The 24,884-nt window shown below is 71.2% G+C and carries 24 protein-coding genes; 12 read left to right on the top strand and 12 right to left on the bottom strand.

Going from position 1 to position 24,884, the window contains the following annotated elements:
• Positions 1 to 50: 50 nt before the first annotated feature.
• Both BLQ63_RS29520 and BLQ63_RS01865 read right to left on the bottom strand, forming a co-directional pair.
• A complete protein-coding gene (locus tag BLQ63_RS29520; protein WP_091027479.1) occupies positions 51 to 1,580 on the bottom strand; it encodes an alpha-N-arabinofuranosidase in 1,530 nt (509 codons plus the stop codon).
• 165 nt (positions 1,581 to 1,745) lie between these two features.
• Positions 1,746 to 3,794 (bottom strand): potassium transporter Kup, encoded by a 2,049-nt coding sequence (locus BLQ63_RS01865; RefSeq protein ID WP_091027480.1) that lies wholly within the window; start codon positions 3,792 to 3,794, stop codon positions 1,746 to 1,748.
• A 131-nt stretch (positions 3,795 to 3,925) separates the two neighbouring features.
• Between BLQ63_RS01865 and BLQ63_RS01870 the strand changes: the two genes are divergently transcribed.
• Entirely contained in the window at positions 3,926 to 4,438 is a 513-nt protein-coding gene (locus BLQ63_RS01870) for a GNAT family N-acetyltransferase (RefSeq protein WP_091027482.1), read from the top strand.
• Between the two features lie 15 nt (positions 4,439 to 4,453).
• Here BLQ63_RS01870 and BLQ63_RS01875 read toward each other — a convergent pair whose 3' ends face one another.
• The 4 genes from BLQ63_RS01875 to BLQ63_RS01890 form a co-directional block, all read right to left on the bottom strand.
• Complete coding sequence (locus BLQ63_RS01875; protein WP_091027483.1) at positions 4,454 to 5,017, bottom strand: PadR family transcriptional regulator; 564 nt, start codon at positions 5,015 to 5,017, stop codon at positions 4,454 to 4,456.
• A gap of 182 nt (positions 5,018 to 5,199) precedes the next feature.
• Positions 5,200 to 5,763 carry a hypothetical protein gene (locus BLQ63_RS01880; RefSeq protein WP_091027485.1) on the bottom strand — a complete coding sequence of 188 codons (564 nt, stop codon included), beginning with the start codon at positions 5,761 to 5,763 and terminating at the stop codon, positions 5,200 to 5,202.
• A 47-nt stretch (positions 5,764 to 5,810) separates the two neighbouring features.
• Positions 5,811 to 7,157 carry a UDP-N-acetylglucosamine 1-carboxyvinyltransferase gene (locus BLQ63_RS01885; RefSeq protein ID WP_091027487.1) on the bottom strand — a complete coding sequence of 449 codons (1,347 nt, stop codon included), beginning with the start codon at positions 7,155 to 7,157 and terminating at the stop codon, positions 5,811 to 5,813.
• 99 nt (positions 7,158 to 7,256) lie between these two features.
• Complete coding sequence (locus BLQ63_RS01890; protein WP_091027489.1) at positions 7,257 to 8,189, bottom strand: LysR family transcriptional regulator; 933 nt, start codon at positions 8,187 to 8,189, stop codon at positions 7,257 to 7,259.
• A 238-nt stretch (positions 8,190 to 8,427) separates the two neighbouring features.
• On the opposite strand from BLQ63_RS01890, the gene BLQ63_RS01895 reads away from it, so the two are divergent.
• From BLQ63_RS01895 to BLQ63_RS01920, 6 genes are all read left to right on the top strand, one after another.
• Positions 8,428 to 8,580, top strand: a complete 153-nt coding sequence (locus tag BLQ63_RS01895; protein ID WP_218124999.1) for a hypothetical protein — start codon at positions 8,428 to 8,430, stop codon at positions 8,578 to 8,580.
• Between the two features lie 98 nt (positions 8,581 to 8,678).
• Positions 8,679 to 9,095: a CBU_0592 family membrane protein gene (locus BLQ63_RS28185; protein WP_091027498.1), complete on the top strand. Its 417-nt coding sequence runs from the start codon at positions 8,679 to 8,681 to the stop codon at positions 9,093 to 9,095.
• 40 nt (positions 9,096 to 9,135) lie between these two features.
• Positions 9,136 to 9,783, top strand: a complete 648-nt coding sequence (locus BLQ63_RS01905) for a response regulator (protein WP_091027500.1) — start codon at positions 9,136 to 9,138, stop codon at positions 9,781 to 9,783.
• A gap of 19 nt (positions 9,784 to 9,802) precedes the next feature.
• Complete coding sequence (locus BLQ63_RS01910) at positions 9,803 to 10,456, top strand: IMPACT family protein (protein WP_218125000.1); 654 nt, start codon at positions 9,803 to 9,805, stop codon at positions 10,454 to 10,456.
• Between the two features lie 13 nt (positions 10,457 to 10,469).
• Positions 10,470 to 11,414, top strand: a complete 945-nt coding sequence (locus BLQ63_RS01915) for a glycoside hydrolase family 43 protein (RefSeq protein ID WP_218125001.1) — start codon at positions 10,470 to 10,472, stop codon at positions 11,412 to 11,414.
• An 89-nt stretch (positions 11,415 to 11,503) separates the two neighbouring features.
• Positions 11,504 to 12,493: an NAD(P)-dependent alcohol dehydrogenase gene (locus BLQ63_RS01920; protein WP_091027511.1), complete on the top strand. Its 990-nt coding sequence runs from the start codon at positions 11,504 to 11,506 to the stop codon at positions 12,491 to 12,493.
• A 10-nt stretch (positions 12,494 to 12,503) separates the two neighbouring features.
• On the opposite strand, the gene arfB is transcribed toward BLQ63_RS01920, so the two are convergent.
• The 4 genes from arfB to BLQ63_RS01940 all read right to left on the bottom strand — a co-directional run bounded on the left by arfB (position 12,504) and on the right by BLQ63_RS01940 (position 17,439).
• The gene (arfB, locus tag BLQ63_RS01925) at positions 12,504 to 12,923 is read right to left on the bottom strand and encodes an alternative ribosome rescue aminoacyl-tRNA hydrolase ArfB (protein ID WP_091027513.1); all 420 of its coding nucleotides are present in this window, start codon (positions 12,921 to 12,923) and stop codon (positions 12,504 to 12,506) included.
• A 10-nt stretch (positions 12,924 to 12,933) separates the two neighbouring features.
• Positions 12,934 to 13,974 carry an aminoglycoside phosphotransferase/kinase family protein gene (locus tag BLQ63_RS01930; protein ID WP_091027515.1) on the bottom strand — a complete coding sequence of 347 codons (1,041 nt, stop codon included), beginning with the start codon at positions 13,972 to 13,974 and terminating at the stop codon, positions 12,934 to 12,936.
• Between the two features lie 104 nt (positions 13,975 to 14,078).
• Positions 14,079 to 16,577 carry a DEAD/DEAH box helicase gene (locus BLQ63_RS01935; protein WP_091027516.1) on the bottom strand — a complete coding sequence of 833 codons (2,499 nt, stop codon included), beginning with the start codon at positions 16,575 to 16,577 and terminating at the stop codon, positions 14,079 to 14,081.
• Between the two features lie 46 nt (positions 16,578 to 16,623).
• A complete protein-coding gene (locus BLQ63_RS01940) occupies positions 16,624 to 17,439 on the bottom strand; it encodes an exodeoxyribonuclease III (RefSeq protein WP_091027518.1) in 816 nt (271 codons plus the stop codon).
• Between the two features lie 101 nt (positions 17,440 to 17,540).
• On the opposite strand from BLQ63_RS01940, the gene BLQ63_RS01945 reads away from it, so the two are divergent.
• From BLQ63_RS01945 to BLQ63_RS28190, 5 genes are read left to right on the top strand one after another with little or no spacing between them, the layout of a single operon-like run.
• Positions 17,541 to 19,841 (top strand): hypothetical protein, encoded by a 2,301-nt coding sequence (locus BLQ63_RS01945; RefSeq protein ID WP_143014724.1) that lies wholly within the window; start codon positions 17,541 to 17,543, stop codon positions 19,839 to 19,841.
• A 24-nt stretch (positions 19,842 to 19,865) separates the two neighbouring features.
• Positions 19,866 to 20,645 carry an exodeoxyribonuclease III gene (locus tag BLQ63_RS01950; protein WP_091027522.1) on the top strand — a complete coding sequence of 260 codons (780 nt, stop codon included), beginning with the start codon at positions 19,866 to 19,868 and terminating at the stop codon, positions 20,643 to 20,645.
• A 54-nt stretch (positions 20,646 to 20,699) separates the two neighbouring features.
• The gene (locus BLQ63_RS01955; protein WP_091027525.1) at positions 20,700 to 21,662 is read left to right on the top strand and encodes a VldE C-terminal domain-containing protein; all 963 of its coding nucleotides are present in this window, start codon (positions 20,700 to 20,702) and stop codon (positions 21,660 to 21,662) included.
• Positions 21,663 to 21,676: 14 nt separating this feature from the next.
• The gene (locus BLQ63_RS01960; RefSeq protein WP_091027526.1) at positions 21,677 to 22,309 is read left to right on the top strand and encodes a maleylpyruvate isomerase N-terminal domain-containing protein; all 633 of its coding nucleotides are present in this window, start codon (positions 21,677 to 21,679) and stop codon (positions 22,307 to 22,309) included.
• A 56-nt stretch (positions 22,310 to 22,365) separates the two neighbouring features.
• Positions 22,366 to 22,809, top strand: coding sequence for a hypothetical protein (locus BLQ63_RS28190; RefSeq protein WP_091027528.1), 444 nt, complete (start codon positions 22,366 to 22,368; stop codon positions 22,807 to 22,809).
• A gap of 51 nt (positions 22,810 to 22,860) precedes the next feature.
• On the opposite strand, the gene BLQ63_RS01970 is transcribed toward BLQ63_RS28190, so the two are convergent.
• A complete protein-coding gene (locus BLQ63_RS01970; RefSeq protein ID WP_091027530.1) occupies positions 22,861 to 23,346 on the bottom strand; it encodes a methylated-DNA--[protein]-cysteine S-methyltransferase in 486 nt (161 codons plus the stop codon).
• A complete protein-coding gene (locus tag BLQ63_RS01975) occupies positions 23,346 to 24,836 on the bottom strand; it encodes a DNA-3-methyladenine glycosylase 2 family protein (protein ID WP_091027532.1) in 1,491 nt (496 codons plus the stop codon). The genes BLQ63_RS01970 and BLQ63_RS01975 overlap by 1 nt, the downstream gene beginning before the upstream one ends.
• Positions 24,837 to 24,884 lie beyond the last annotated feature (48 nt).

A 24,884-nucleotide genomic window follows, 5' to 3' on the forward strand; every position in this document is an offset into this window, starting at 1 on the left:
CTGCGGCGCCCGCGACGAGCGGGTCCACAAGGGGCCGGGCCGGCTCCGCTTCAGGCGAGCGCGCCCGCGACGGTCACGAACGAGTGCGCCGGCAGGTGCACGCGCAGCTTCCCGCCCGAGACCGAGACGCCCTCGTGGGGCCGCGGCGCCACGGTCTCGGGGGTCTGGGGCGTGTTGTGGTCCTGGAGCGCGCCGGCGGTCAGGATGAGCGACTCGACCTCGGCCACGGCGCCGCCGCGCAGGTCGATCTCGACGTCCTGCGCCGCCTCGGCGTCCAGGTTCGACAGCGACACGAGCAGGCGCCCGTCCTTGCGGCTGGCCGAGATCGACACGGTCTCCAGCGAGGCGCCGTCGACCTCGCGCGAGGGGGTCTCGCCGAGGGTGTCGACCCTCAGGGACGCGGCGTCCTGGTGCCCCTTGTTCATCCGGAACACGTGGTAGGTCGGCGTGAGCACCAGGGCCTTGGTGTCGGGGTCGGTGAGGATCATCGCCTGGAGCACGTTGACCGTCTGCGCGATGTTGGCCATGACGAGGCGGTCGGCGTGCTTGTGGAAGATGTCGAAGTGCACGCTCGCGACGAGGGCGTCGCGCATGGTGTTCTGCTGGTACAGGAACCCGGGGTTGGTGCCGGGCTCGACGTTCCACCAGGTGCCCCACTCGTCCAGGACGATCCCGATCTCCTTCTGGGGGTCGTACAGGTCCATGACGTTGCCGTGGCCGGTGAGCAGCTCGTCGGTGCGGGCGGCCTTGGCCATGGTCGTGTAGTACTCGTCCTCGGTGAACACGGTGGCGGCGCCCTTGTCGGCCCAGGTGCCCGCGACGGTGTAGTAGTGCACCGAGACCGCCTGGTAGAGCGGGCGCTCGACCCGCTGGCAGCCGAGGTGGGAGAGCTGCTTCATGAGCGTCTCGGTCCACCCGTAGCTGAAGTCGGAGGCGCCGGCGGCGATGCGGTAGAGCTTGTTGTCGCCGTAGTCGCGGCAGTAGGTGGCGTACCGGCGCGCTTCGAGCGCGTACTGCTCGGCGGACATGTTGCCGCCGCAGCCCCAGGTCTCGTTGCCCAGGCCGAAGTACTTGACCTTCCAGGGCTCCTCGCGCCCGTTGGCCTTGCGCTGGCGCACGGCGGGGGAGTCGCCGTCGCGGGTCAGGTACTCGACCCACTCGCTCATCTCCTGGACGGTGCCGGACCCGACGTTGCCGGAGATGTACGGCTCGGTCTCGAGCAGTTCGCACAGGGCCATGAACTCGTGGGTGCCGAAGTGGTTGTTCTCCTCGACGCCGCCCCAGTGGGTGTTGATCATGACGGGGCGGTCCTCTTTGGGGCCGATGCCGTCCCGCCAGTGGTACTCGTCGGCGAAGCAGCCGCCGGGCCAGCGGAGGTTGGGGATGTCGAGGGCCTTGAGGGCCTCGACCACGTCGAGGCGGATCCCGCCCTCGTTGGGGATGTCGGAGTCCTCGCCGACGTAGAACCCGCCGTAGATGCACCGGCCCAGGTGCTCGGCGAAGTGCCCGTACACGTGGCGGTTGATCTGCGGGCCTTCGATGTCGACGTTGATGACGGCGTTGACGGCGGTGTCGGTCATGGGTGCCTTCCTGCGGCGACGAGAGATGTTTATCGGTAAAGCGGCTTCACTCTACCCGGCTCCCGGCCCTCCCTGTCAAGTACCGACCCCCACCCGCGCCCGTGGGCGAGCGCATCAGGAGGGGCCGGCGCCTCGCCGCGCCCCTCCCCGAACACCGGCGAGCCGCTACACCTCGATGTGGGAGCCGACGATGACCGTGCGGTCGCGCGGCAGCTTGAAGTGCTCGGCCGCGTCCGCGGTGATGTGCGAGGTCGCGATGAACAGGTGCTTGCGCCACGCGGCCATCGTCGGCGCCCTGCCCACCCGCAGTTGGATCGCCGAGAGGTAGTACACCGCCCGGTCCAGATCCAGCTCGCGGCCCTCGGACTGCTCCGGCTCCACCGCCCGCAGCGCGGTCGGCACGTCCGGCGTCTCCATGTACCCGAAGCGGGCCGTGACGTGGATGATCGCGTCCCGGTCGTGCACCAGGGCGTCCACGACGAGCCGCTCCTCATCGGGCACGCGCGGCACCGGCTGCGTCTCCACCGACAGGATCACGATCTGCGAGTGCCGCACGCACGTGTGCTCCAGGATCGACCGCAGCGCCAGCGGCGCGGTGTCCTTGCCCCGCCCCAGGAACACCGCCGTGCCCGGCACGCTCGCGGCCTTGCGCTTGCTCTCGCGCAGCCCGTCCACGAACGCCTGAAGGGGCCCCTCGCGGCGCTGGCGCTCCTCGGTGACGACCGCCCGGCCGTGCTGCCACGTCACCATCACCGTGAACGCGATGAGGCCGATGAGCAGCGGCAGCCACGCGCCGTGGACGATCTTCGTCGAACTCGCCGCCAGGAACAACAGGTCGATGCCCAGCAGCAGGCCCCCGCCGAGCGCCAGGACCCACTTCGGCGTCCCCCACCGGATCCGGGCCACGTACAGGAACAGCAGCGACACGATCGTGATGGTCCCGATGACGGCCATCCCGTACGCGAACGCCAGCGCCTCCGAGGTGCGGAACGCGAACACCAGGACCAGCACCGACGCCATGAGCAGCCAGTTGATCCACGGCACGTAGATCTGCCCGAAGTGCTGCGCCGAGGTGTGCGCGATGCGCAGCCGCGGCAGGTAGCCCAGCTCCGAGGCCTGCGCCGCGACCGAGAACGCGCCGCTGATGACCGCCTGCGCCGCGATCACCGTGGCCGCCGTGGCGAGCACGAGCAGCGGGATGCGCAGCAGCTCGGGCGCGAGCAGGAAGAACGAACCGGAGACGTTCGCGCTGTCCTCCAGGATCATCGCGCCCTGGCCCATGTAGTTGAGCAGGACCGAGGGGAAGACGATGAACAGCCAGGCGCGCGAGATCGGCTTGCGCCCGAAGTGGCCCATGTCGGCGTACAGCGCCTCGGCGCCGGTGAACGCCAGGACCACCGCCGCTAGGGCGAAGAACGCGATGCCGAAGTGGCCGAACACGAAGTCGATCGCGTACGTGGGGGACAGGGCCCGCAGGATGCCCGGGTTGCGGGCGATCCCGCCGATGCCCAGGACCGCCAGGGCGCCGAACCACACGCACATGATCGGCCCGAACCAGCCGCCGATGACCGCGGTGCCGCGCTTCTGCACGGCGAACAGCAGCACGATGATCACGACCGTGGCCGGGATGATGACGGCCTCGAGGCCCGAGCTGACGGTCTTGACGCCCTCCACGGCCGACAGGACCGAGATCGCGGGCGTGATCATGCTGTCGCCCAGGAACAGCGCGGCGCCGAAGATCCCGAGCGCGGCGAGCGTGAGCGCCGCCTTGCGCCCGCGCCCGACCGGGTGTCGGCGCACCAGCGTGATGAGGGCCATGATGCCGCCCTCGCCGTCGTTGTCGGCGCGCATCGCCAGGCCCACGTAGAAGACCGTCACGATGATCGTGACCGACCAGAAGATGAGCGACACGACTCCGTAGACGTTCGCGCTGTTGACCGGCACGGGGTGCGGGTCGCCGGGGTTGAAGATCGTCTGGAGCGCGTAGATGGGGCTGGTGCCGATGTCGCCGAAGACGACACCGAGCGCTCCCACGACGAGGGCGAGTCGCACGGTGCCGCCGAGGCTCGGGCCTCGCGGGGTGTCGAGCGGCGGTTCCAGGCCCGGGGCGGGGGTGCCTGTATCGGTTTGAGCGGTCACGGGTGAGCTCCCTTCGGAGCCGGACCCTAACGTGCCCGAGGCGCGCGGGAAACACGCTGCGACCGGATCGGACATATCCATACGGCATCTTGACGCCGCGGCCGCCGGTCTTGACGTTTTCTTGACACGCCGCCGACCCGCCACCCCTCCGGCCGGCCGGAGCGAACCCTCTTGCGGACCGCGACCCGGGGCCGCACACTGGCATCATGCGCATCAGGGCCGTCACCATCGCCGACCTCCCGACCCTCCAGGACATCGAACGAGCGGCCGGCGAGTGCTTCCGCGGCATCGGCATGGCCGCGGTCGCCGACGACGAACCGCTCAGCATCAAAGAACTCGCCGACTACCGGCGCACCGGCCTCGCCTGGACCGCCGCCGACCCCGACGACGCGCCCGTGGCCTACCTGATCGCCGAACCGGTCGACGGCGCCCTCCACATCGAGCAGGTCTCCGTCCACCCCGACTGGGCCCGCCGCCGCATCGGGCGCTCCCTCATCGAGCACGCGGCCGCCCGCGCCCACGGCCTCACCGCGCTGACCCTCACCACGTTCACCGAAGTGCCGTGGAACGCGCCCTACTACGCCCGCTGCGGCTTCGCGCCGATCCCCGAGCGCGACCTGACCCCGGGCCTGCGCAAGATCGTCGCCGAGGAGGCCGCCCACGGCCTCGACCGCTGGCCCCGCATCGCCATGCGCCGCTCCCTGCCCGAGCCGCACTAGCCGCCGCAGCGGACGCTATTCGGCGCCGCGCTGGCGGACGGCGAAGCCGGCCCTGCGGTTGAGGTCGCCGATCTGGCGGTCGAGCCATTCGATCTCGGTGAGGTTGGTGGACCGGTGGATCTGCATCAGGCCCTTGCGGAACGGCGAGTCGAGCAGTTCGGGCGGGATCGGCGCGCCGTGCTCGTCGAAGAACAGCTGTGTGGGCTGGTCGAGGAATTCGCGCCGGCGCGCGAGCACGAGCGCCTGCTCGCGCGGGTTCTCCAGGTGGTGGAGGAATGCGAGCAGCACGTACCACTTGTTGTCGTCGGTGATGAAGCCCTGTTCGGGGTCGCGCAGCCAGCGGCGCAGCTGGTCGGTGCCGGTCTGGGTGATCTCCAGCATGTGGCGCGGCGCGGCGACCGACCCGGGGGCGGTGCGCCGCGTGAGGCATTGGGCCTCTTCGAGTTTCTTGATCGTCGGGTAGAGGGTCCCGTCCGCGACGGGGCGGACGTGCCCGGCGAGGCTCGCGACCCGGTTCTTGAGGTCGTAGCCGTGCAGGGAGAAGTCCCGCAGGAATCCGAGTATGGCCATCTTCAGCATGCGTCCATTATGGCACTATCTACAAGATATATCGACTCCGAGGCAGAAAGCCTCGTTGTCACCCAACAAAATCAAGAACAAAAAGAACGAGCACGGGCTTCGCCCGAGCACTCACCAAAAGTGACGAGCCTCTGAGAACCCCTGGTCGGACGGGGTTCTCAGAGGCCTGAGTCGAGTGGGGACTAGAGGACGTCGAAGTACCAGAGGGCGAAGTAGGCCGCTCCTGCGATCAGGGCGATGAGGACCAGTAGGACGAGCCAGCCCGCCGCGGCCTCGAAGACGCCCGGGCGGCCCGCGTCGCCGGTCGCCGCGGCGACCGGCTCCCACACGGCCTCGTCGATGATGCGCATCGGGGCGAGGACCTTCGCCGGCGGGTACCAGGCCCGCGACTGGGTCTGGGCGGCGGTGCGGTTGGCCGGCTGCAGCCTGCCGCGCCGGTTGTACGCGAACAGGGCCACCTCGGAGTCGTCGGCGAGGGCCGCCACCTGGGCGCTGACGGGCATCGTGGCGTACAGGCGCCGCTTGCGGTCGGGGGAGCCGGTGCCGACGATCATCGGAATGTCCTCGGCCGTGACCTCCAGTCCCGGGGACTTGACGGCCGCGACCGTCCGCGTCGACTCCACGGTCGCCTCCCACTGCGGGCTGGGCAGGGTCTCGCCCTCGACCTTGTCGAGGTGCCGCAGGTGCGCCTGGACGAGACTCAGGAGCGCATAGGTCTGCGGGGGCACGTCCGACGGCATGTTCATGAGTGGAAGTGTCACATACGGTTGCCGGTGGTGCGAGTGTCGACTGCTCAGAACGGCTCGATCTCGGCGCCGAGGCGCTGGAGCCGTTCGGCGAGCTGCTCGTACCCGCGGTGGATCACGTTGATGTGGCGCAGTTCCGAGACCCCGCGGGCCCGAAGCATCCCCAGCAGCAGCACCACGGCCGGGCGCAGCGCGGGCGGGCACACGACCTCGGCGCCGGTCCAGTGGACGGGCCCGTCCACGTAGATCCGGTGCGGGTCGAGCAGGCGCACGCGGGCGCCGAGCCGGTTGAGCTCGGTCAGGTAGATCGCGCGGTTCTCGTAGACCCAGTCGTGGATCATCGTCGAGCCCTCGGCGCACGAGGCGATGAGCGCGAAGAACGGCAGGTTGTCGATGTTGAGCCCGGGGAAGGGCATCGGGTGGATCTTGTCCATCGGCGCGCGCAGCGGCGAGGGGAAGACCGTCAGGTCGGTCAGGCGGGTGCGCCCGTTCGCGGCCAGGTACTCGCCGCTCCTGGTGTAGACCAGGCCCATCTCCTCGGTCAGCGCGAGTTCGATCTCGACGAACTCGATGGGGACGCGGCGGACGGTGATCTCGGATTCGGTGACGATCGCGGCGGCCAGGAGGCTCCAGGCCTCGATCGGGTCCTCCGAGGGCGCGTAGTCGACGGCGACGTCGATCTCCTCGCGGCCGTGGACGGTGATGGTGGTGGTGCCGACGCCGTCGACGCGGACGCCGAGGCGTTCGAGGAAGAAGCACAGGTCCTGGACCATGTAGTTGCACGAGGCGTTGCGGATGACGGTGGGCACGGGGTGGCGGGCGGCGGCCATGATCGCGTTCTCGGTGACGGTGTCGCCGCGTTCGGTCAAGACGATGGCGCCGGGCGGGTCGATGTGGTCCTTGACGGTGGCGCGGTAGACGCCCTGGGAGGTCTCGACGGCGAGGCCGAAGCGGCGCAGGGCCACCATGTGGGGTTCGACGGTGCGGTCGCCGAGCTCGCAGCCGCCGGCGAACGGCAGCTCGAACTCGGTGTAGTCGTGCAGGAGCGGGCCGAGGAACATGATGATCGACCGGGTGCGGCGGGCGGCGTCGGCGTCGATCCGGGTGAGGTCGAGCCGTTCGGGCGGGGTCAGGCGCAGGTCGCCGTCGTCGCCGAGCCACTCGTAGTGGACGCCCATGGAGGCGAGCACCCGCAGGATGCGGTTGACCTCTTCGATGCGCGCGACGCGCCTGAGGGTGGTGGTGCCGCGGTTGAGGAGGCTGGCGCACAGGAGTGCGACCCCGGCGTTCTTCGAGGTCTTGACGTCGATCGAGCCCGAGAGCATGGCGCCGCCGCGGACCCGCAGGTGCTGCGGGGCCCGCGCGCGCCCGGTGTCGCCGTCGTAGTCGAACATGCGGACAGCGTAACGGAGTTCAGTGTCCAGTAGGGGCGATCGGAAGGTCCCGTGTCCGCTGCTCAGGACGGGTGCGCGGGGGCGTTGTGCGGGTGCGGTTCACATTTCGGGGACCGGGCCGATGCCCTCCGCGGCCCGCACTTGTTCGTCCAACAGTTCCATGACGGCGGCGACGGCGGGGCGGCGCGAGCCCCCGCGAAGGGTCACGGCCTGGAAGTGGCGGAACGGCGTGAACGGCGCGGTCACCGGCACGCGGATGAGGTCGAGGTGGTGCGGGAGGTCGACGAGCCGGGGGATGAGCGCCACGCCCATGTGGTGGGCGACCATCACGGCGATGACCAGCCATTCGCGGGCCTCGCCGGTGACGGTGGGCCGGAATCCCGCGTTGGAGCACGCGGTGAGGACGTGGCGCCGGTGCATCGAGCCGGGCACGCCCAGGACCCACGGTTCGCGTTCGAGGTCGCGCAGGTCCACGCCCTCGGCGCCGGCGCACCAGTGGCCGCCGGGCACGACGAGGTCGAACGGGTCGTTGAAGACCGTCTGCGCGTCGAAGCGGATGTCCTCGGGCGGCGGGTTGTCGGGCGTGGCCTCCACGAGCGCGAGGTCGGCCTCGCCGGCGAACAGGAGGTCGAAGCTCTCGATGGCCTCGGCCTCGCGCAGGCGCAGGTGCAGCGAGGGGTACTTCTGGCGGGCGGCGTCGACCAGCGGCGCCAGCAGGGTCGCGATGGCGGTGGGGAAGCCGCACAGGCGCAGCATCCCGGACGGTTCGCCCTCGGTGGCCTGGAGTTCGGCCTCGGCGAGGCGCCACATGGCCTCGATGGCGTCGATGTGGGCGATGAGGACCTGGGCGGCCGAGGAGAGGCGCACGCCGCGCCCGACCGGCTCCAGGAGCGGGACGCCGAGGTCCTTGGACAGCAGCCGTATCTGCTGGGAGGCGGCGGAGGTGGACATGTGCAGGGCTTTCGCGGCGCCGGAGACGGTGCCGTGGTGGGCGATGGCCCGCAGGACGTGCAGGCGCCGAAGATCGATCATGTGTGGCCTCCCTCCCTTTAGCGATTGCTTCACGATGAGTTTCGCAAACTAGCGTCACCGAGGTCTTGTAGCCCGTACGAATGGGACCTTAACCTCGATCGTGAGCGTAAAAATCATTGCGCGGGCCCCTTTGCGGGCTTCGTCGCCGAACGCTCGCTCCTGAAGAACCCCGATGGCCTTGTGAGGAGGACACGGTATGCGATGCTGCCCGTTTTGTGGTTGGCCTGACGATGATCCGGTGACGACCGTGTCCCGTCACCGCGGCTCCACCGGTACGACGGTGTGGACCCGGTGCATCTGCGGCTCGCTCCAGACCCGCGTGCGCGACGGCGCCGCGACGGTCGTCTGCGCGCGCAGCAGACCGGTCGGCCACACGGCCGCCACCGCGTAACCCCCAGGGTTCCCCTCTGCTCCACTTCTCAAAGCTCCGCGCCCTCAGGGCGCGGGCTGACTCCTGCCTGCCAGCGCGACTATCTTCGAGGATTTCCCATGCACGACTTCGACATCCGCATCGTGTTCCAGATCTGCGGTGCGGTTCTGGCCATCACCAACTACCTGCTCGTGCAGACCCATCGGATCAAGGCGACCAGTCCGGTGTCGCTGGGCGTGGTGCTCACGGCGTGCTCGATCCTGTTGACGTCGGCGATCATCGGTCGGGACTGGGGTCTGATCCTGTTGGAGGGGACGTGGTTGGTGATGGGGAGTGTGACGATCGCGGTGCGGCAGCGTTCGGCGGCGCGGCGTGCGGTGCTGGAGCGTGAGGCTCTGGCGTCGGCGGTGCCGGTTCGGGTCGTGGCGGCTGAGCGGGCGGTTTCCGGGCGGGTGGTGTCGGAGGCGGCGTTCGTGGAGACGGTGGCGTTGGAGCGGCCGGTGGCGCGTGAGTTGGAGTTGGCTGCGGCGGCCTAGTCCCGGGTGGGTGCGGGTCGGGGGCGGTTAGGCTCGTGGCGTGGCTATCCGAGTGCTGATCGCAGACGACCAGGAGATGGTCCGGGCTGGTTTCCGGGCCATCATCGATGCTCAGGCGGATATGGAGGTCGTGGCGGATGCGCCCGACGGGGTGGTGGCGGTCGCGGAGGCGCGGCGGTTGAAGCCGGATGTGTGCTTGTTCGATATTCGGATGCCGAGGCTGGATGGTCTTGAGGCGACGCGGATGCTGCTTGCGGGTGGGAATGGTTCGGGTCCGCGGATCGTGGTGGTGACGACGTTCGATACGGATGAGTATGTGTACGGGGCGTTGCGTTCGGGTGCGACGGGGTTCTTGTTGAAGGATTCGGGTCCGACGTTGCTGGTGGAGGCGGTGCGGGCGGCGGCGAGTGGTGAGTCGTTGGTGTCGCCGTCGGTGACGGTGCGGTTGTTGGAGCGGTTGAGTGAGCCGGTGTCCGCGGGTGTGAAGGCGGTCGAGATTTTGACCGAGCGTGAGTTGGACGTGGTGGAGTTGGTGGCGCGGGGGCGGACGAATGCGGAGATCGCGGGGTCGTTGTTCGTGTCGGTGTCGACGGTGAAGACGCATTTGGAGGCGGTGCGGGCGAAGTTGCCGGCGCGCAATCGGGTGGAGATCGCGGCGTGGGCGTGGGAGCACGGGGTCGTGGGCTGAGTTGCGGTCCGTTGCGTCGGTGGAGTCGGTCGTCGAGACGGTGGTGAGCCGTTCGCGGTTCGTGTGCACGTTGTATCGGGTGGCTTCGGAGGCTGAGGCGCGGGAGCGGATCGGTGTGCATCGGCGTGCGTTCTGGGAGGCGTCGCACAATTGCACGGCGTATGTGGTCGGTGAGGGGCGGTCGGCGGGTTCGAATGATGACGGTGAGCCGGCGGGGACTGCGGGGGTGCCGATGTTGGAGGTGCTGCGCGGGCGGGATCTGACTGATGTGCTGGCGGTGGTGACCCGTTATTTCGGCGGGGTGAAGTTGGGTGCGGGTGGTCTGGTGCGGGCGTACGGCGGGGCGGTTGCCGCGGCGGTGGATGCGGTCGGGACGGTGGTGTTGGCGCGATGGCCGCGGCTTTCGGTGCGGGTGGGTTATGGGGCTGCGGGGAGTTTGGAGGGGTTGTTGCGGTTGCGTGAGGATGTGCGTTTGATCGAGGTCGTGTTCGGTCCTGAGGTGGTGTTCGATGTGGCGTGTGCGGATGCGGAGATCCTGGTGGATTGGTTGGCGTCGCAGACGGCGGGGGCGGCTGAGGTCGTGCCGGCGGGGGTGTGGCGGGTGGAGCTGTTATCGTTCCAGGGCGCTGAGTGGAAGGGATGCGATGATGACCCAGCAGGTTGTGACCGATAACAACGGTGGTGGCGTGTTGCCGAACCCGTTCATCCTGGAGCGGGCCGACCCGCAGATCACCCGGCATGTGGACGGGCGCTACTACTTCACGGCCACGGTCCCCTCGTATGACCGGATCGTGCTGCGCGGCGCCGATTCCCTCGAGGGCCTGCGGGACGCGGCCGAGACCACCGTCTGGGTCCGCCATCCCGAGGGGGCGATGGGCTCGCACATCTGGGCGCCGGAGCTGCACTGGATCGACGGGGCCTGGTACGTGTACTTCGCCGCGGGCGAGGCCGAGTCGGCGACCGCGGACGTGTGGCGCATCCGCATGTACGTGCTGGAGCACCGCGGCCCCGACCCGCTTTCGGGCGGGTGGGTCGAGAAGGGGCAGGTCCGCACGCCGATCGACTCGTTCTCGCTGGACGCGACGACGTTCGCGCACCGCGGGCGCCGGTACCTGTGCTGGGCGCAGCACAATCCGGCGCTGCCGGGGACGAACACGAGCCTGTACCTGGCCGAGCTGGCCGACCCGTGGACGCTCGCGACCGAGCCGGTGGAGCTGTCGCGGCCGGAGCTGGACTGGGAGACGGTGCGGTTCGCGGTCAACGAGGGCCCGTATGCGATCGTGCGCAACGGGAAGGTCTTCATCACCTACTCGGCCGCCGGGACCGGCGCGGAGTACTGCGTGGGGCTGTTGAGCGCCGACGAGGATGCCGACCTGCTCGATGCGGCCTCCTGGGCCAAGAGCCCGGTGCCGGTGTTCGCCACCAGTGCGGAGGCGGGCGTCTTCGGGCCGGGCCACAACGCGTTCACCGTCGACGAGGACGGGCGCGACCTCCTGGTCTTCCACGCCCGCGCCTACGCCGAGATCGAGGGCGACCCGCTGGACAACCCCGACCGGCACTGCCGCGTCCAGCCCTTCGGCTGGGCCGAGGACGGCACCCCCGACTTCGGGCGGCCCCTGCCCGAAAACTGACGCGGGGGCCTGGTCGGCCACTTGGCTGATGCGGGCGCTCTTGCGATGTCGCTACGGTGAGGGGCAACCCACCCCTTTGAGGAGCGTCCATGAAGGCCGTCATCCAGCAGCGCTACGGCGACCCTGCACAAGTCCTGACCGTCGGCGAGGCCCCGCGGCCCGAACCGGGCCCCGGGGAGGTCCTGGTGCGGCTGCGGGCCACCAGTGTCAACACGCCCGACTGGATCGCCGTCGCCGGCGTCCCCTATGTGCTGCGCCTGGGGCCGCGTCCAGCCGGGGCGATCCGCGGCACCGACGTCGCCGGCGAGGTCGCCGCCCTCGGCGACGGGGTCACGGGCTTCGCGGTCGGCGACGCGGTCTTCGGGTCCGTGTGGGCCTCCAAGATGACCCGCGCCGGGACGTTCGCCGAGTACACCGTCGCCCCGGCCGCGCTGCTCGTTCCCAAACCCGCGTCGGTGACCTTCGAGGACGCCGCCGCATCGGTCATGTCCGGCCTGACGGCCCTGGTCGCGTTCACCGAGTCCGCCCCTGTCCGGCCGGGCCAGCGCGTGCTGGTCAACGGCGCCTCCGGCGGGGTGGGGACGTTCGCGGTCCAGATCGCCAAGCACTACGGCGCTCACGTGACGGGCGTGTGCGGGCCGAAGAACGTCGATCTGGTGCGCGAGTTGGGTGCCGACGTCGCGATCGACTACACGGCGGTGGATTTCACGGCCGGGATCGAGCGGTACGACACGATCCTGGACAACGTGTTGAACCATCCGCCGAGCCGGTCGTTTCGGGTCTTGGCGCCTGACGGGGTGTTCATTCCCAACAGTGTGGGGATCTCGGGGGGCCTGCTGGCGGGCCTGGGGCGGTTCGCGAGGGCCTCGCTCCTGGGCCGGCTCGGGAGGGCCCGGGTGCGCACGGCCGCGGGCGAGGCGACACTGGAGCGGCTGACCGCATTGGCGGGGCTGCTGGATTCGGGTGCGGTCGCGCCGGTCGTCGACCGGGTCTACGCGCTCGAGGAGACCCCTGCGGCGGTGGCGCACATGCTGGGCCATCATGCGCGGGGGAACATCGTGATCAGCATGCGCCCCTGAAGGCCGGGCGTCAGTCGGTGGTGTCGCGGCGCAGTCGTTTGACCGTGCCGCGGCGCTTCTTGTCCTCCAGGCGCCGGCGCTTCTGCCCTTTGGAGGGTTTGGTGGGGCGGCGGGAGGGCGGGGGTGCGGCGATGGCCCGGCGCAGCAGTTCGGCGAGGCGCTCGAGGGCGGCTTCCCGGTTGCGCAGCTGGGAGCGGAATTCCGAGGCCGCGATGACCACGGTGCCGTCGGTGGCGCGCGTGCCCAGTCGTGCGAGGGCCCGTTCGACTAGAGCCGGCGGGAGCGCTTTCGTTCCGGCCAGGTCGAACACGAGTTCCACGCGCGAGTCGGTGGTGTTGACGCCCTGCCCGCCGGGGCCCGAGGATCGCGAGAACCGCCAGCGCAGTTCGGCGTCGGGGATGGCGAGGTCGTCGGTGATCGGGACAGGCATGGTCAGGCTTTCAGGACTCGAGTGCGGCGGCGGCCCAGCGGACCAGCATCGTGAAGATCGGGCGGCGCCGTTCCAGGACGGCGGCGTCGTCGGAGGCGGGGTCGTAGTTGGCGCTGGCGATCTGCTTGCCGGCGGCGAGGCCGGTGAGCATCGCCGGGGCGAGCCAACAGTACTTGACCGCGCCGGTGGCCGCGACGGCTTTGCGCACCGCGGCCTGGTCGCGGTGGCCGGCTTCGGCGAGGCCGGTGAGGTAGGCGCCGGTGAGGGCGGTTTCGGCGTCGGCGAGGTGGTCTGCGGGTTGGAGTCCGTCGAGGAACGTGTCGGCGATGAGGTTGGCGAGGTCTTCGCCGATGGCGCCGGTGCCGGTGAAGGACCAGTCGAGCAGGGCCGGGGCGCCGTGGTGTTCGATGAGGTTCATGGGCCACACGTCGAGGTGGCAGATCGTCTGGGGGGCCGCTTCGGCGAGGTCGAACAGGTCGTTGCGCCGCTCCCACAGGGCGCGCAGGCCCTGGCGGAGGTCGTCGGGCCAGTGGGCGGCGGCGACGGGGTGGTCCCAGGGGACGGCGGGGAAGGTGCGGGCGCCGGCGTATTGGCGCAGGAAGCGGCGCGAATGCCATGGCGCCTCGGGCCGGGGCCGGGCTTGGATCGTGCCGAGGCGGTGGGTGAAGTCGGTGAGCATGGGGATCGTCCAGTCCCGGCCGGGGACGCCGTCGAGGGCTTGGAGCCACAGTTCGAGGCTGCCGTCGGGGCGTTCGCCGCTCGCGAGCAGTGCCGGGGCGCCGATGCCGGCGTCGCGTCCGTAGGCGGCGGCGAAGCCGGTGGTGTAGGCGAGGTGTTCGCGCCGCCAGTAGTTCCAGTGCCGGGGGTCGGTGGAGGCGGGGAAGTGGGCGTGGCCGGTGCCGGCGGGGGTGAGGTGTTTGAGGATCGCGTCGCCGCCGGGGCCGGTGAGGCGCCAGATCCCGCCGGTGGCCTGGTTCCCGGTGTTGTGGACCAGGGCCTCGCCCCGCTGGGCGGGGGTGCCGATGGGGGAGTGGAGCGGGTCGGTGAGCACCGGACGATTGTGCCAGTCGCCGCAGGGGGCCGCACGGCCTTTACGGGCCGGTGAGGAGTCGGGGCACCCGGTGGTGCTGCCGACTCCCCCGGTTCCCTTGCGGTTCAGTGCTGGTCGGAGAAGTCCTGTACGGACATGACGACGGTGCCGCTCTCGTCGGAAGCGTCGAGGTCGACGGTGAACCGCATGGACCAGTCGCGGTCGCCGGCGGGGTCGTCGATGGTCTGACGGACCGTCCAGGTGCGGCCGGTCTTGTCGACGTCGAGGAAGGATCCGCCGCGGGCGTCGCCGGTGGTGCCGATGTCGTCGTGGGCGGCGAAGTACGCCTCCAATGCGGTGTCCCATTTGGAGGCGGGCCAGCCGGTCTCCAAGGCCACCAGGGCTTCGACGCGGTCGGCGGCGGCCAGTTCGACGTGGCGGAACGCGGCGTTGCGCACCGCGATGGTGAACGCCCGCTCGTTGTCGGTGAACGCGCGCGCCGGGCGCCCGGTGTCGAGGTCCTCCTCCTCGGCGGGGTTGGTCAGCTGCTCCCACTCGTTGATCAGCGAGGAGTCGGTCTGGCGGATCGTCTCGCCCAGCCACGCCGACAGGTCGTCGACCTCGGGGCCGCCGGTGTCCTCCGGGAGCGTCTGGATCAGCGCCTTGTACGCGCTGGAGAGGTAGCGCAGCAGCAGTCCCTCGGACCGGTTGAGGCCGTACAGTCCGATGTACTCCCCGAAGCTCAAGCGCCCCTCCCAGATCTCGCGGAGGATCGACTTGGGCTCCAACTGGTAGTCCGCGGCCCACGGGTGGCTGGTCCGGTACGCCCCGAACGCCTCGTCGAGGAGCTCGGCCAGGGGCTTGGGGTAGTCGACCTCGGCGTCCTCGAGCTGGTTCATGCGGTCGTAGTAGTCCAGGCCGTCGGCCTTCATCGCCTCGATCGCGGCGCCCTTGGCCTTGGAGCGCTGCGCGGCGAGGATCTGCCCCGGCCCCTCCAAGGTCGCCTCCACGATCGAGACGACGTCCATCGGGTAGGTGTCCGACTCCTCGTCCAGCAGCTCCAGCGCCGCCAGGGCGAACGGGGCGAGGGGCTGGTTGAGCGCGAAGTGGTCGGGCAGGTCGACGGTGAGGGTGACGTGGGCGCCGTCGATGACGATGATGCCGGCGTCCCGCAGGGTCCGGGCGATGGTCAGGGCGGTGCGGGCCATCTTCAGCTGGGTGGGCCGGTCGGCGTGGGAGTCCTCGATGAGGGTGCGGACGTGGTTGAACGTGTCGCCGCCGCGGCCCAGGAGGTTGATGAGCATGGCGTGGGTCATGCGCATGCGCGAGTGGAGGGGCTCGGGATCGGCCGCGCACAGGGCCGTGAACGTCTCATCGGACCAGCCGATGAACCCCTCGGGGGGCTTCTTCTTGGCCATCTTCTTGCGCTTCTTCGGGTCGAGCCCGAACTTGTTCATCGCCTTCTCGTTCTCGATGACGTGGTCGGGGGCCTGGCAGACCACGAAGCCCTCGGTGTCGTAGCCGGCCCGTCCGGCGCGGCCGGCGATCTGGTGGAACTCGCGCGCCCGCAGGCGCCGCGTGCGGCGGCCGTCGTACTTGGTCAGGCCGGTGAACACGACGGTGCGGATCGGCACGTTGATGCCCACGCCGAGGGTGTCGGTGCCGCAGATGATCTTCAGCAGGCCCTGCTGGGCGAGGCGTTCGACCAACCGCCGGTACTTGGGGAGCATCCCGGCGTGGTGGACGCCGATCCCCGAGCGGACCAGGCGCGCGAGGGTCTGCCCGAACTTGGTGGTGAACCGGAAGCCCCCCAACGCGGCGCTGATGCGGGCCTTGGCGTCCTTGTCGACCAGGTGGAGACTGGACAGGGCCTGGGCGGTGTCGAGGGCGGCGGCCTGCGTGAAGTGCACGATGTAGGCGGGCGCCCGGCCGGCGTCGACGAGGTTCTCCACCGTCTCGTGCAAGGGGGTCTTGCGGTACTCGTAGTGCAGCGGCACGGGCCGGGTCACCGAGGCGACCAGGGCCGTCTCGCGGCCGGTGCGGCGGGTGAGGTCCTTCTCGAAGAACTCGGTGTCGCCCAGCGTCGCCGACATCAAGGTGAACTGGGCGCGGTGCAGCTCCAGCAGGGGGACCTGCCAGGCCCAGCCGCGGTCCGGCTCGGCGTAGAAGTGGAACTCGTCGGCCACGACCGAGTCGCAGTCCAGGTTGTCGCCTTCGCGCAGGGCGAGGTTGGCGAGGATCTCGGCGGTGCAGCAGATCAGGGGCGCGTCGGGGTTGACGGCCGCGTCGCCGGTGAGCATCCCGACGTTCTCGTGCCCGAACTGCTCGCACAGCTCGAAGAACTTCTCCGACACCAGCGCCTTGATCGGCGCGGTGTAGAAGGAGGTGCGCTGGTTGGCCAGCGCGTTGAAGTGCGCGGCGGCGGCGATGAGGGACTTGCCCGACCCGGTGGGGGTGGCGACGATCGCGTTCTGGCCGGTGCAGATGGCCAGCAGTGCCTCTTCCTGGTGTTCGTACAGGACGATCCCCGCGTCCTCGGCCCATTGGGCGAACGCGGTGTAGACGTCGTCGGGTTCGGGCTTGTCGCTCGCGGGCAGGTAGTCGATGAGGCTCACGAGGTTCAATGGTGCCCGCTCGACCGGCCGGTCGGCCAGTGGGGTCTGGGTGTGTCTAGTGGTCGTACGTCACCAGGACGGGCGCGTGGTCGGACCAGCGGGCGTCGTGCGCGGGCGCGCGGTCGACCCAGGCCTTGGTCGCGGTCGCGGCCAGCGCGGGGGTGGCCACGTGCAGGTCGATGCGCCAGCCCGCGTCGTTGTCGAAGGCGCGGCCCCGGTAGGACCACCACGAGTAGGGGCCCTCGACGCCCGGGTGCAGGGCGCGCACGACGTCGACGAACTCGCCCGTGCCGTACAGGCCGGTGAGCCAGTCGCGCTCCTCGGGGAGGAACCCGGCGGTCTTCTTGTTGGCCTTCCAGTTCTTCAGGTCGGCTTCGGCGTGGGCGATGTTCCAGTCCCCGCACACCAGCAGTTCGCGCCCGCCTTCCTTGGCGCGCGCGGCGGCGGCGGTGAGGTAGTCGGCGAACGCGGCCATGAACCGCTCCTTCTCGGCCTGGCGGGGCGTGTCGGTCTCCCCCGAGGGCAGGTAGAGGCTGGCGACGGTCAGGCCGGGCAGGTCGACTTCGGCGTAGCGCCCGTGCGTGTCGAACTCCTTGGCGGCGGCGACGAGGCCGCCGAAGCCGATGCGGGCGGCCTGGGGCTCTTCGCGGGTGAGGACGGCCACGCCCGCGCGGCCCTTCGCCGCGAGGGAGGGGGCGATCACCCAGTGCCAGCCGCCGGCCTCCAGGGCCTCGGGCGGGATCTGGTGCTCGTCGGCGCGGACCTCCTGGAGGAGCACCACGTCGGCGGCGACGGTGTTCAGCCAGGGGATGATCCCCTTCTTGGAGGCGGCGCGGATGCCGTTGACGTTGGCGGTGGCGATGGTGCGCATGGGCCCACCCTAACGCGCGAGGGGGGCCTTGGGCGGGTGCGGCGCGGGGCCGGTTCGGGAGGGACCGGGGCCGGACGCGAGGACCCCATAGACTACGTGGCATGACAACGGTGGCGCCTCGGGCGCGAGTGCCCTGGGGCCGTTCACGCCTTCGCCTGGCCGCGGTGGCGGCCCTGGCCGCGTGCGGGGGCGCCCTGGCGCTGCCCGGTCCCGCGCAGGCGGCCCCCGAGCCCGAAGCCGAGGGGATCATCGTCGTCGGCGTCCCGGGCCTGGCGTGGTCGGACATCGACGAGCAGGTCACCCCGAACCTGTGGGAGCTGGCCGGCGAGGGCGCCTCGGCGGCGATGAGCGCGCGCACCATCGGCTCGTGGACGTGTCCCGAGGCGGCCTGGGTGAGTCTGGGCGCGGGCGAGCGGGCCGGGGGGGCCGCACCGCGCGACGCCCAATGCGAGGCCCAGTCGCAGCTGCAGGCGCCGGTGGGCGACGACGGGGCCTGGTCGGTCCCGGCCTGGCCCGACCTGGTCGAGGCCAACACCGCGTTCAACTACGGGGCGCGCCTGGGTTCGCTCGCGGACGCGGTCGCGGTCATGGCCGCCGAGCAGGAGGCCGCCGCCGCTGAGGCCGAAGCGAACGGCGAGCCCGCCCTGGAGGTCGAGGCCGGCTCGTGCGTGGCCGGGATCGGCGACGGCGCCGCGCTCGCGGCCGCCGACACCGAAGGGCGCATCACGTTCTGGGCGCCGGGGCTCGACGCCCTCCCCGCCGCCATGGACACCTGCGACATCGTCATCGTCGACCCCGGCGTGGTCATCGGCGACACGGCCGACAACGCCCCCGACACCGCCACCGACTACGACCAGCTCGGCGAAGACGACACCGAAGTGGGCACCGAGGAGACCTCCGGGGCCGAGGACGAGGAGCCCGGCGAGATCGCCCCCGAGGCCGACCCCGTCCGCGCCGCCGCCGCGCAGGCGGCCGACACGGCCGTCGGCGACGTCAACGAGCAGCTCCCCGACGGGTGGCGGCTCATGGTCGCCGGCATTGCCGACGCCTCGGCGCCCTCGGCCCTGCACCCGGTCATCTACTCCGGCGCCGGCATCGAAGCGGGCGGCCTGACCTCCTCCACGACCGGCCGCGACGGGTACGTGCAACTGGTCGACCTCACCGCCACCGCGCTGGCCGTCGTCGGCGCCGACCTGCCCGGCACCGTCGCCGGAGCGCCCGTGAGCGTCCTGCCCGACGCCGAGCACACCAGTGCGGGCGCGGTCGCGACCGGCATCGACGAGACCGCCGCCTCCAGTGCCGTCGCCGACGTGTCCTGGCCGTTCTACGTGACGCTCTCGGCCGTGGGCTGCCTCATGGTCGCCGCCGCCGTCTGGCTGCTGTGCGGAGGCGACCGCCACCGGACCCTGGCGCGCACGGTCTGCGTCGCGGTCGCGGCCATGCCCGTCGCCGGCGTCGCCGCCGGCATCCCCCCCTGGTGGCGATCCGAGCAGCCGACCCTCGTGTTCTGGGCGCTCATCGTCGCCGGCGTCGCGGTCATCACCGTCGCCGCCTCACTGCCGTGGACGCGCCACGGCGTGCGCCCCACCCTCCTGGTCGCAGGACTGGCCGCCGCGTTGATCGCCATCGACCAGGTCTCGGGCGCGACCTGGCCCCTGCACACCCCCATGGGCTACACCGCCCAGGCCGGGGCGCGCTTCACCGGACTGGGGAACTACGCGTTCAGCGTGTTCGCCGCCGCCGTGATCCTCCTGGTCGCGTTCGTGCCCTGGCGGGGCCGGGCCCGCATCTGGGGGCCCATCGCCATCGGCGTGTGCGCCGTGGTCATCGTCGGCGCCCCCAACCTCGGCCGCGACATGGGCGGCACCCTCACCCTCGTCGCCGCCGGGATCCTCACCTGCCTGAAACTGTGGGGCCGGCGACTGTCGATCGGCGCGATCGGCGCCGCCGGCGGGATCGCCCTCGGCGTGTTCGCCGTCGCCGGATTCCTCGACTACCTGCGGCCCGAAGCCGACCAGACGCACCTGGGGCGGTTCGTCGCCTCCGTCCTGGACGGGTCGGCCACCCAGATCCTCATCCGCAAGGCCGACGCCGCCATCGGCACCATCGGGAACTCGCTGACGTGGATCTCCCTCGCCGCGGTCATCGGCGCGATCATCATCTGGCGCAAGAGGGCGCCCGTGCGCACCGACGCCGTCGGCGCCGCCGTCATCGGCCTGACCGCGGTCGCCCTCATCGGCGCCCTGGTCAACGACTCCGGCATCGCCATCCCCGGGTTCACCATCGCCCTCGGATTCGGGCTCCTCGCCATCACCGTCGGCCCCGCCCGCACCGCCCCGGCCGTCCCCGACCTCGACCGTGCGGCCGCCCGCCCGCGCACCCCCGGTCCGGCGACGAGCTGACACCGGGCGGGTAGGGTGAGGCCCATGCGCGTGGCCACGTGGAACATCAACTCGCTCAAAGCGCGACTCGACCGGCTCCTGGCCTGGCTCGAGACCGCCGAACCGGACGTGGTGTGCGTCCAAGAGCTCAAATGCGCCACCGCCGACGTCCCCGTCGACGCCATCGCCGCGGCCGGCTACGAGACCGCCGCGTCCGGGTCGGGCCGCTGGAACGGCGTCGCGATCCTCTCCCGGGTCGGCATCAGCGACGTGCGCACCGGCATCGCCGGCCAGCCCGACTTCGCCGACCAGACCGAAGCGCGCGCGATCACCGCCACCTGCGGGCCCGTCAGAGTCCAGTCGCTCTATATTCCCAACGGCCGCGACGTCGCCGACCCGCACTTCGCGTACAAGCTCGCGTTCCTCAAGGCCCTCGCCGCCGACGCCGCCGCGGACGCGGCCGGGACGGTGCCCTTCGCCGCGGTCGGCGACTACAACATCTGCCCGACCGACGACGACATCTGGGACGTCGACGAATGGGCCGGCACCACCCACATCACACAGGACGAACGCGACGCCCTCGACGCCGTCAAAGCCGCCGGCCTCGCCGACGTCCACCCCCGGGCCCTCAAATACGACCAGCCGTTCACGTTCTGGGACTACCGCAACCTCGACTTCCCCAAGAACCGGGGACTGCGCATCGACCTGGCGCTGGCCAACCCCGCCTTCGCCGCGGCCGTCACCGACGCCTACGTCGACCGCAACGAACGCAAAGGCAAAGGCGCCTCCGACCACGCCCCCCTCGTGATCGACCTCGACCTGTAAACGACCCGGCCCCACTCCCGGGGCCCTCCCGTCCGGAAGGCACCACCTCCAACCGTGCGCAACAAGATCCTCTCCGTCGTCGTCCTCGCCGCGCTCGTGGCGTTCTTCCCCGTGCCGGCCGCGGCCGAACCCGACGAGGAGACCCTCGAAGCCGACCTCGCCGACGCCATCAGCGCCGTCAACGACGCGCAGGACCAGGTGGACGCCGCCGAAGCGCGCGCCGCCGACCTCGAAACGCAGATCGGCGAGACCCAGGCCCTGTTCGACGGCCTGACCGCCGACCTCAACGCCTACGCCCTCTACCTCCACACCGAAGGCGACCTCCAGACCACCAACGCGATCCTGTCGGCCGACAACGGCCAGCAGCTCATCGACACCCTCACCTACACCGGGTTCCTCGCCGAAGAACGCGCCGCGCTCGTCGCCGACGCCGGCGACCTCCTCGACCAGCTCGAAGCCGAACGCGAATCCCACGCCGCCGAAGTCGCCGACGCGGCCGAAGCGCTCAAAGACGCCGAGAAAGCCCAAGAGGACCTCGAAGAGCAGCTCGAGGAGCTGCGCGCCGAAGAGGCCGCCGGGCCCGGATCCGACGGCGGCGCCCCCGCCGCCGAGGGCGGCCCCGGCTCCGGCGGCGGGTGCACCGAGGACGACCCCACCACCTCCGGATGCCTCACCCCGGCCACCCTGCACGTCTACAACGAGACCAAAGAAGCCGGCTTCGACCACTACGTGTCCTGCTACCGCTCCGGCGGCGGCGGCGAACACCCCCTCGGCCGCGCCTGCGACTGGGCCGCGGACGCCTCCGGGTTCCAAGACGTCGACGCCGAAGGCGACGACAAGGCCTACGGCGACCAGCTCGCCGCCTGGTACGTCAACAACGCCGACGCCCTCAACATCGAATACGTCATCTGGTACCGCCAGTTCTGGTCGGCCGGATCGGGCTGGCGCTCCTACTCCGGCGTCAACGGCACCCCCGCCGGCGACCACACCAACCACGTCCACGTCTCCGTCCAATAGGCAGGGACGCCGGCATGATCCGCACCCACTACCTCAGCGCCGCCCGCACCGGCCTCGACCTGCTCGCCCACGACGCCGTCGCCGCCTCCTGGACCGAACCCTCCGCCCTGGAGGGCTTCACCGTCGGCGGCCTCGCGGCCCACCTCGCGCAGCAGATCACCACCGTCGCCGCCGCACTGGACGCCGACCACGCCGGCAAGGAAGTCGTCGAACTGTTCGCGCACTACGACCGCGCCGCCTGGCTGGGAACCGACATCGACGACGACTACAACACCGCCATCCGCGCCGGCGGCGAACAGGGCGCCGAGGCCGGGCACGCGGCCGTCCTCGCCGACGCCGCCACCGCCTTCGCGACCCTCACCGCGGCCCTGCCCGCACGCCCGCCCGGCACCCTCTCGGGCCACGCGCGCTGGCCGTACGCCATGGCGCTGAGCAACCTCCTGCGCACCCGCATCCTCGAACTGGTCGTCCACGCCGACGACCTCGCCGTCTCGGTGCGCGTGGCGACGCCCGACTTCGACGAGGGCCCCTTCGAGATCGCCGGCGTCATCTTGACGCGCCTGGCGGCCCGACGCCACGGCCAGGCCGCACTGGTGCGGGCCCTGGCCCGCTCCGAGCGCGCCCCGACGACCATCAGCGGCCTGTAGGACACCGGCGCCGTATACGAGTCGGGCACGCACCGGCCTCGGGTAGGGTCGCGGCCATGGTCTCCCCGCCGGCCCCCACCGTCCGCCGCGCGCTCATCGCCGCGGTCTGGCTCGCCGTCGTCCTCGCCGGACTGCTCGCCGCGGTCTGGGGCGTCGGGTGGGCGCTCCAGGGCGGACCCCAGCCCAGCGTCGCCACCGTCGCCCAGGCCACCCACCTGGCCTTCCCCGACGGGACCGACGTCGTCGACGCCGACCTGTCCCAGATGCAGTCGCCGACCCCCGGGGACCGCGCCGAAGTCACCGTCGACATCCCCTCCGAAGCGTTCGGCGACTTCCTCGACGACAACGACATGGACGCGCCCCTGATCGCCGGCACCACCCCGGCCGGGACCGCCTCGGGGATCATCCCCTCCGGGTGCGGCACCGACGCCTGCTGGGCCGCGACCATCGTCGTCACCGACGACGCCGTCCAAGTCGACCTCGCCGTCACCCTCCTCTGACAAAAAAGTGCCGGCAGGCCCCCGCAGGGGCCCGCCGGCACGTCACACGGCTCAGGCGAACAGGGCCGGCTCGCCGCGCTCGAGCGACAGCAGCCGCTCCTTGCGCCACAACCCGCCCGCGTATCCCGTGAGCTTCCCGTTCGCGCCGATCACCCGGTGGCACGGCACGATGATCGCGATCGGGTTGCGCCCGTTCGCCAACCCCACCGCCCGCACCGCCTTCGGGTCGCCCAACCGGTTCGCCACGTCGAGGTAGGAGCACGTCTGGCCGTAGGGGATCTTCACCAGCTCGGCCCACACCCGCTGCTGGAACGGCGTCCCGGCCGCGGCCAAGGGCACGTCGAACTCCTTGAGGTCCCCGGCGAAATACGCCTCCAACTGGTCCACGGCCGCCTCCAGGACCGGCGTGGCCTCCTCGGGGCCCCACGCGTCCTTGACCTCCTCCACACCCATGTGGACATAGGTCAGGCCCTCGTCGACGGCCGAGACCGCCAGCAGCCCGATCGGGGACTGCATCTTCAGATGCCTCGCACTCATCACGGATTCACCTTCTCTGGAACATGATTGGTCGGATGCTCACTCGAGGCCCACAGGTACTGGACCGCGTAGGACCGCCACGGCCGCCACGCCTGCGACCGCGACTCCAAGGCCCGGTTCGCCCCCAAGCCCAACTCGGCGGCGCCCTTGATCACCCCCAGGTCCTTGACCGGGAACGCGTCGGGGTCGCCCAGGGCCCGCATGGCGATCATCTCGATCGTCCACGGCCCCACGCCCGGCACCTGCGCCAGAGCGGCCCGCGCCTGCGCCCAGTCCGCACCCGGACCCACCTCCACCGACCCGTCCGCCAGGGCCCCGGCCAAAGCGAGGACGGTCCGCTTGCGCGAGGCGGGCATCGGCAGGTGCTCGGGGTCGGCCTCGGCCAGCGCCGCCGGGGAGGGGAACAGGCGGCTCAGGCCCCCGTCGGGGTCCTCGACCGCCTCACCGTACCGTTCGGCCAGCCGCGATGCGATCGTGGCGGCGGAGGCGGTGGCGATCTGCTGGCCGATCACGGCCCGGATCGCGTACTCGGGGCCGTCGGCCTTGCGCGGGACGCGCCGGCCGGGGGTCTTGGCGACCAGCGGCGCCAAGGCCGGGTCGGCGGCCAGGGCCTCCATGGGCGCGTGGGGGTCGTTGTCGAGGTCCAGGGCCCGCCGGCAGCGGGCGACGGCGGCGGTGACGTCGCGCAGGTCCGCGACGCGCAGCCGGCACTCGACGTACCCCGGCCCGGGCCCCAGGGCCGCGATGCCGGGCCCGTGGGGCAGCCGCAGGGTCCGCCGGTAGGCGCCGTCGCGCCATTCCTCGACGCCGGGGGCGGCCGCGGCGGCCAGGTGGCCGAACAGGTTCGACGGTTCGAACGGTTCGCGGTAGGCCAGGCGCAGCGTGATGGCGCCGCCGCCGGAGGCGGGGCCTTTCGCCTTGGCGCGCAGCTCGGTGGGGGAGCAGGCGAAGACCTCGGCGACGACGCGGTTGAACGCCCGGATGGACGCGAACCCGGCGGCGAAGGCGACCTGGCCCATGGGCAGGTCGGTCGATTCGATGAGGGTGCGGGCGCATTGGGCCCGCTGGGCGCGGGCCAGGGCCGCGGGTCCGGCGCCGACTTCACTGATGAGGAGCCGTTCGAGCTGGCGCAGGGAGTAGCCCAGGCGCGACGCCAGGCCCGCGGCGCCGTCGCGGTCGACGACGCCTTCGCCGATCAAGCGCATGGCCCGGGCGCACACGTCGGTGCGCCAGTCCCACGCCGGTGACCCCGGTGAGGCGTCGGGGCGGCAGCGTTTGCACGCCCGGTAGCCGGCGTCCTGGGCGGCGGCCGCGGAGGCGTAGAACCGCTGGTGCTCGCGTTTGGGTTTGACGGCCGGGCACGAGGGGCGGCAGTAGATGCGGGTGGTGGTGACGGCCAGGAACACCCAGCCGTCGAAGCGTGCGTCGCGGCCGGCGACGGCGGCTTGCAGCTGTGTCTCGTTGAACGAGTGGACCCGGGTCGCTTCCATGTACCCAAGCGTGCTCCCCGGATGCGACAACGGCTAGCCAGAATGCGA

Source organism: Glycomyces harbinensis (genome assembly GCF_900101745.1).
GTDB classification, from domain to species: Bacteria; Actinomycetota; Actinomycetes; order Mycobacteriales; family Micromonosporaceae; genus Glycomyces; species Glycomyces harbinensis.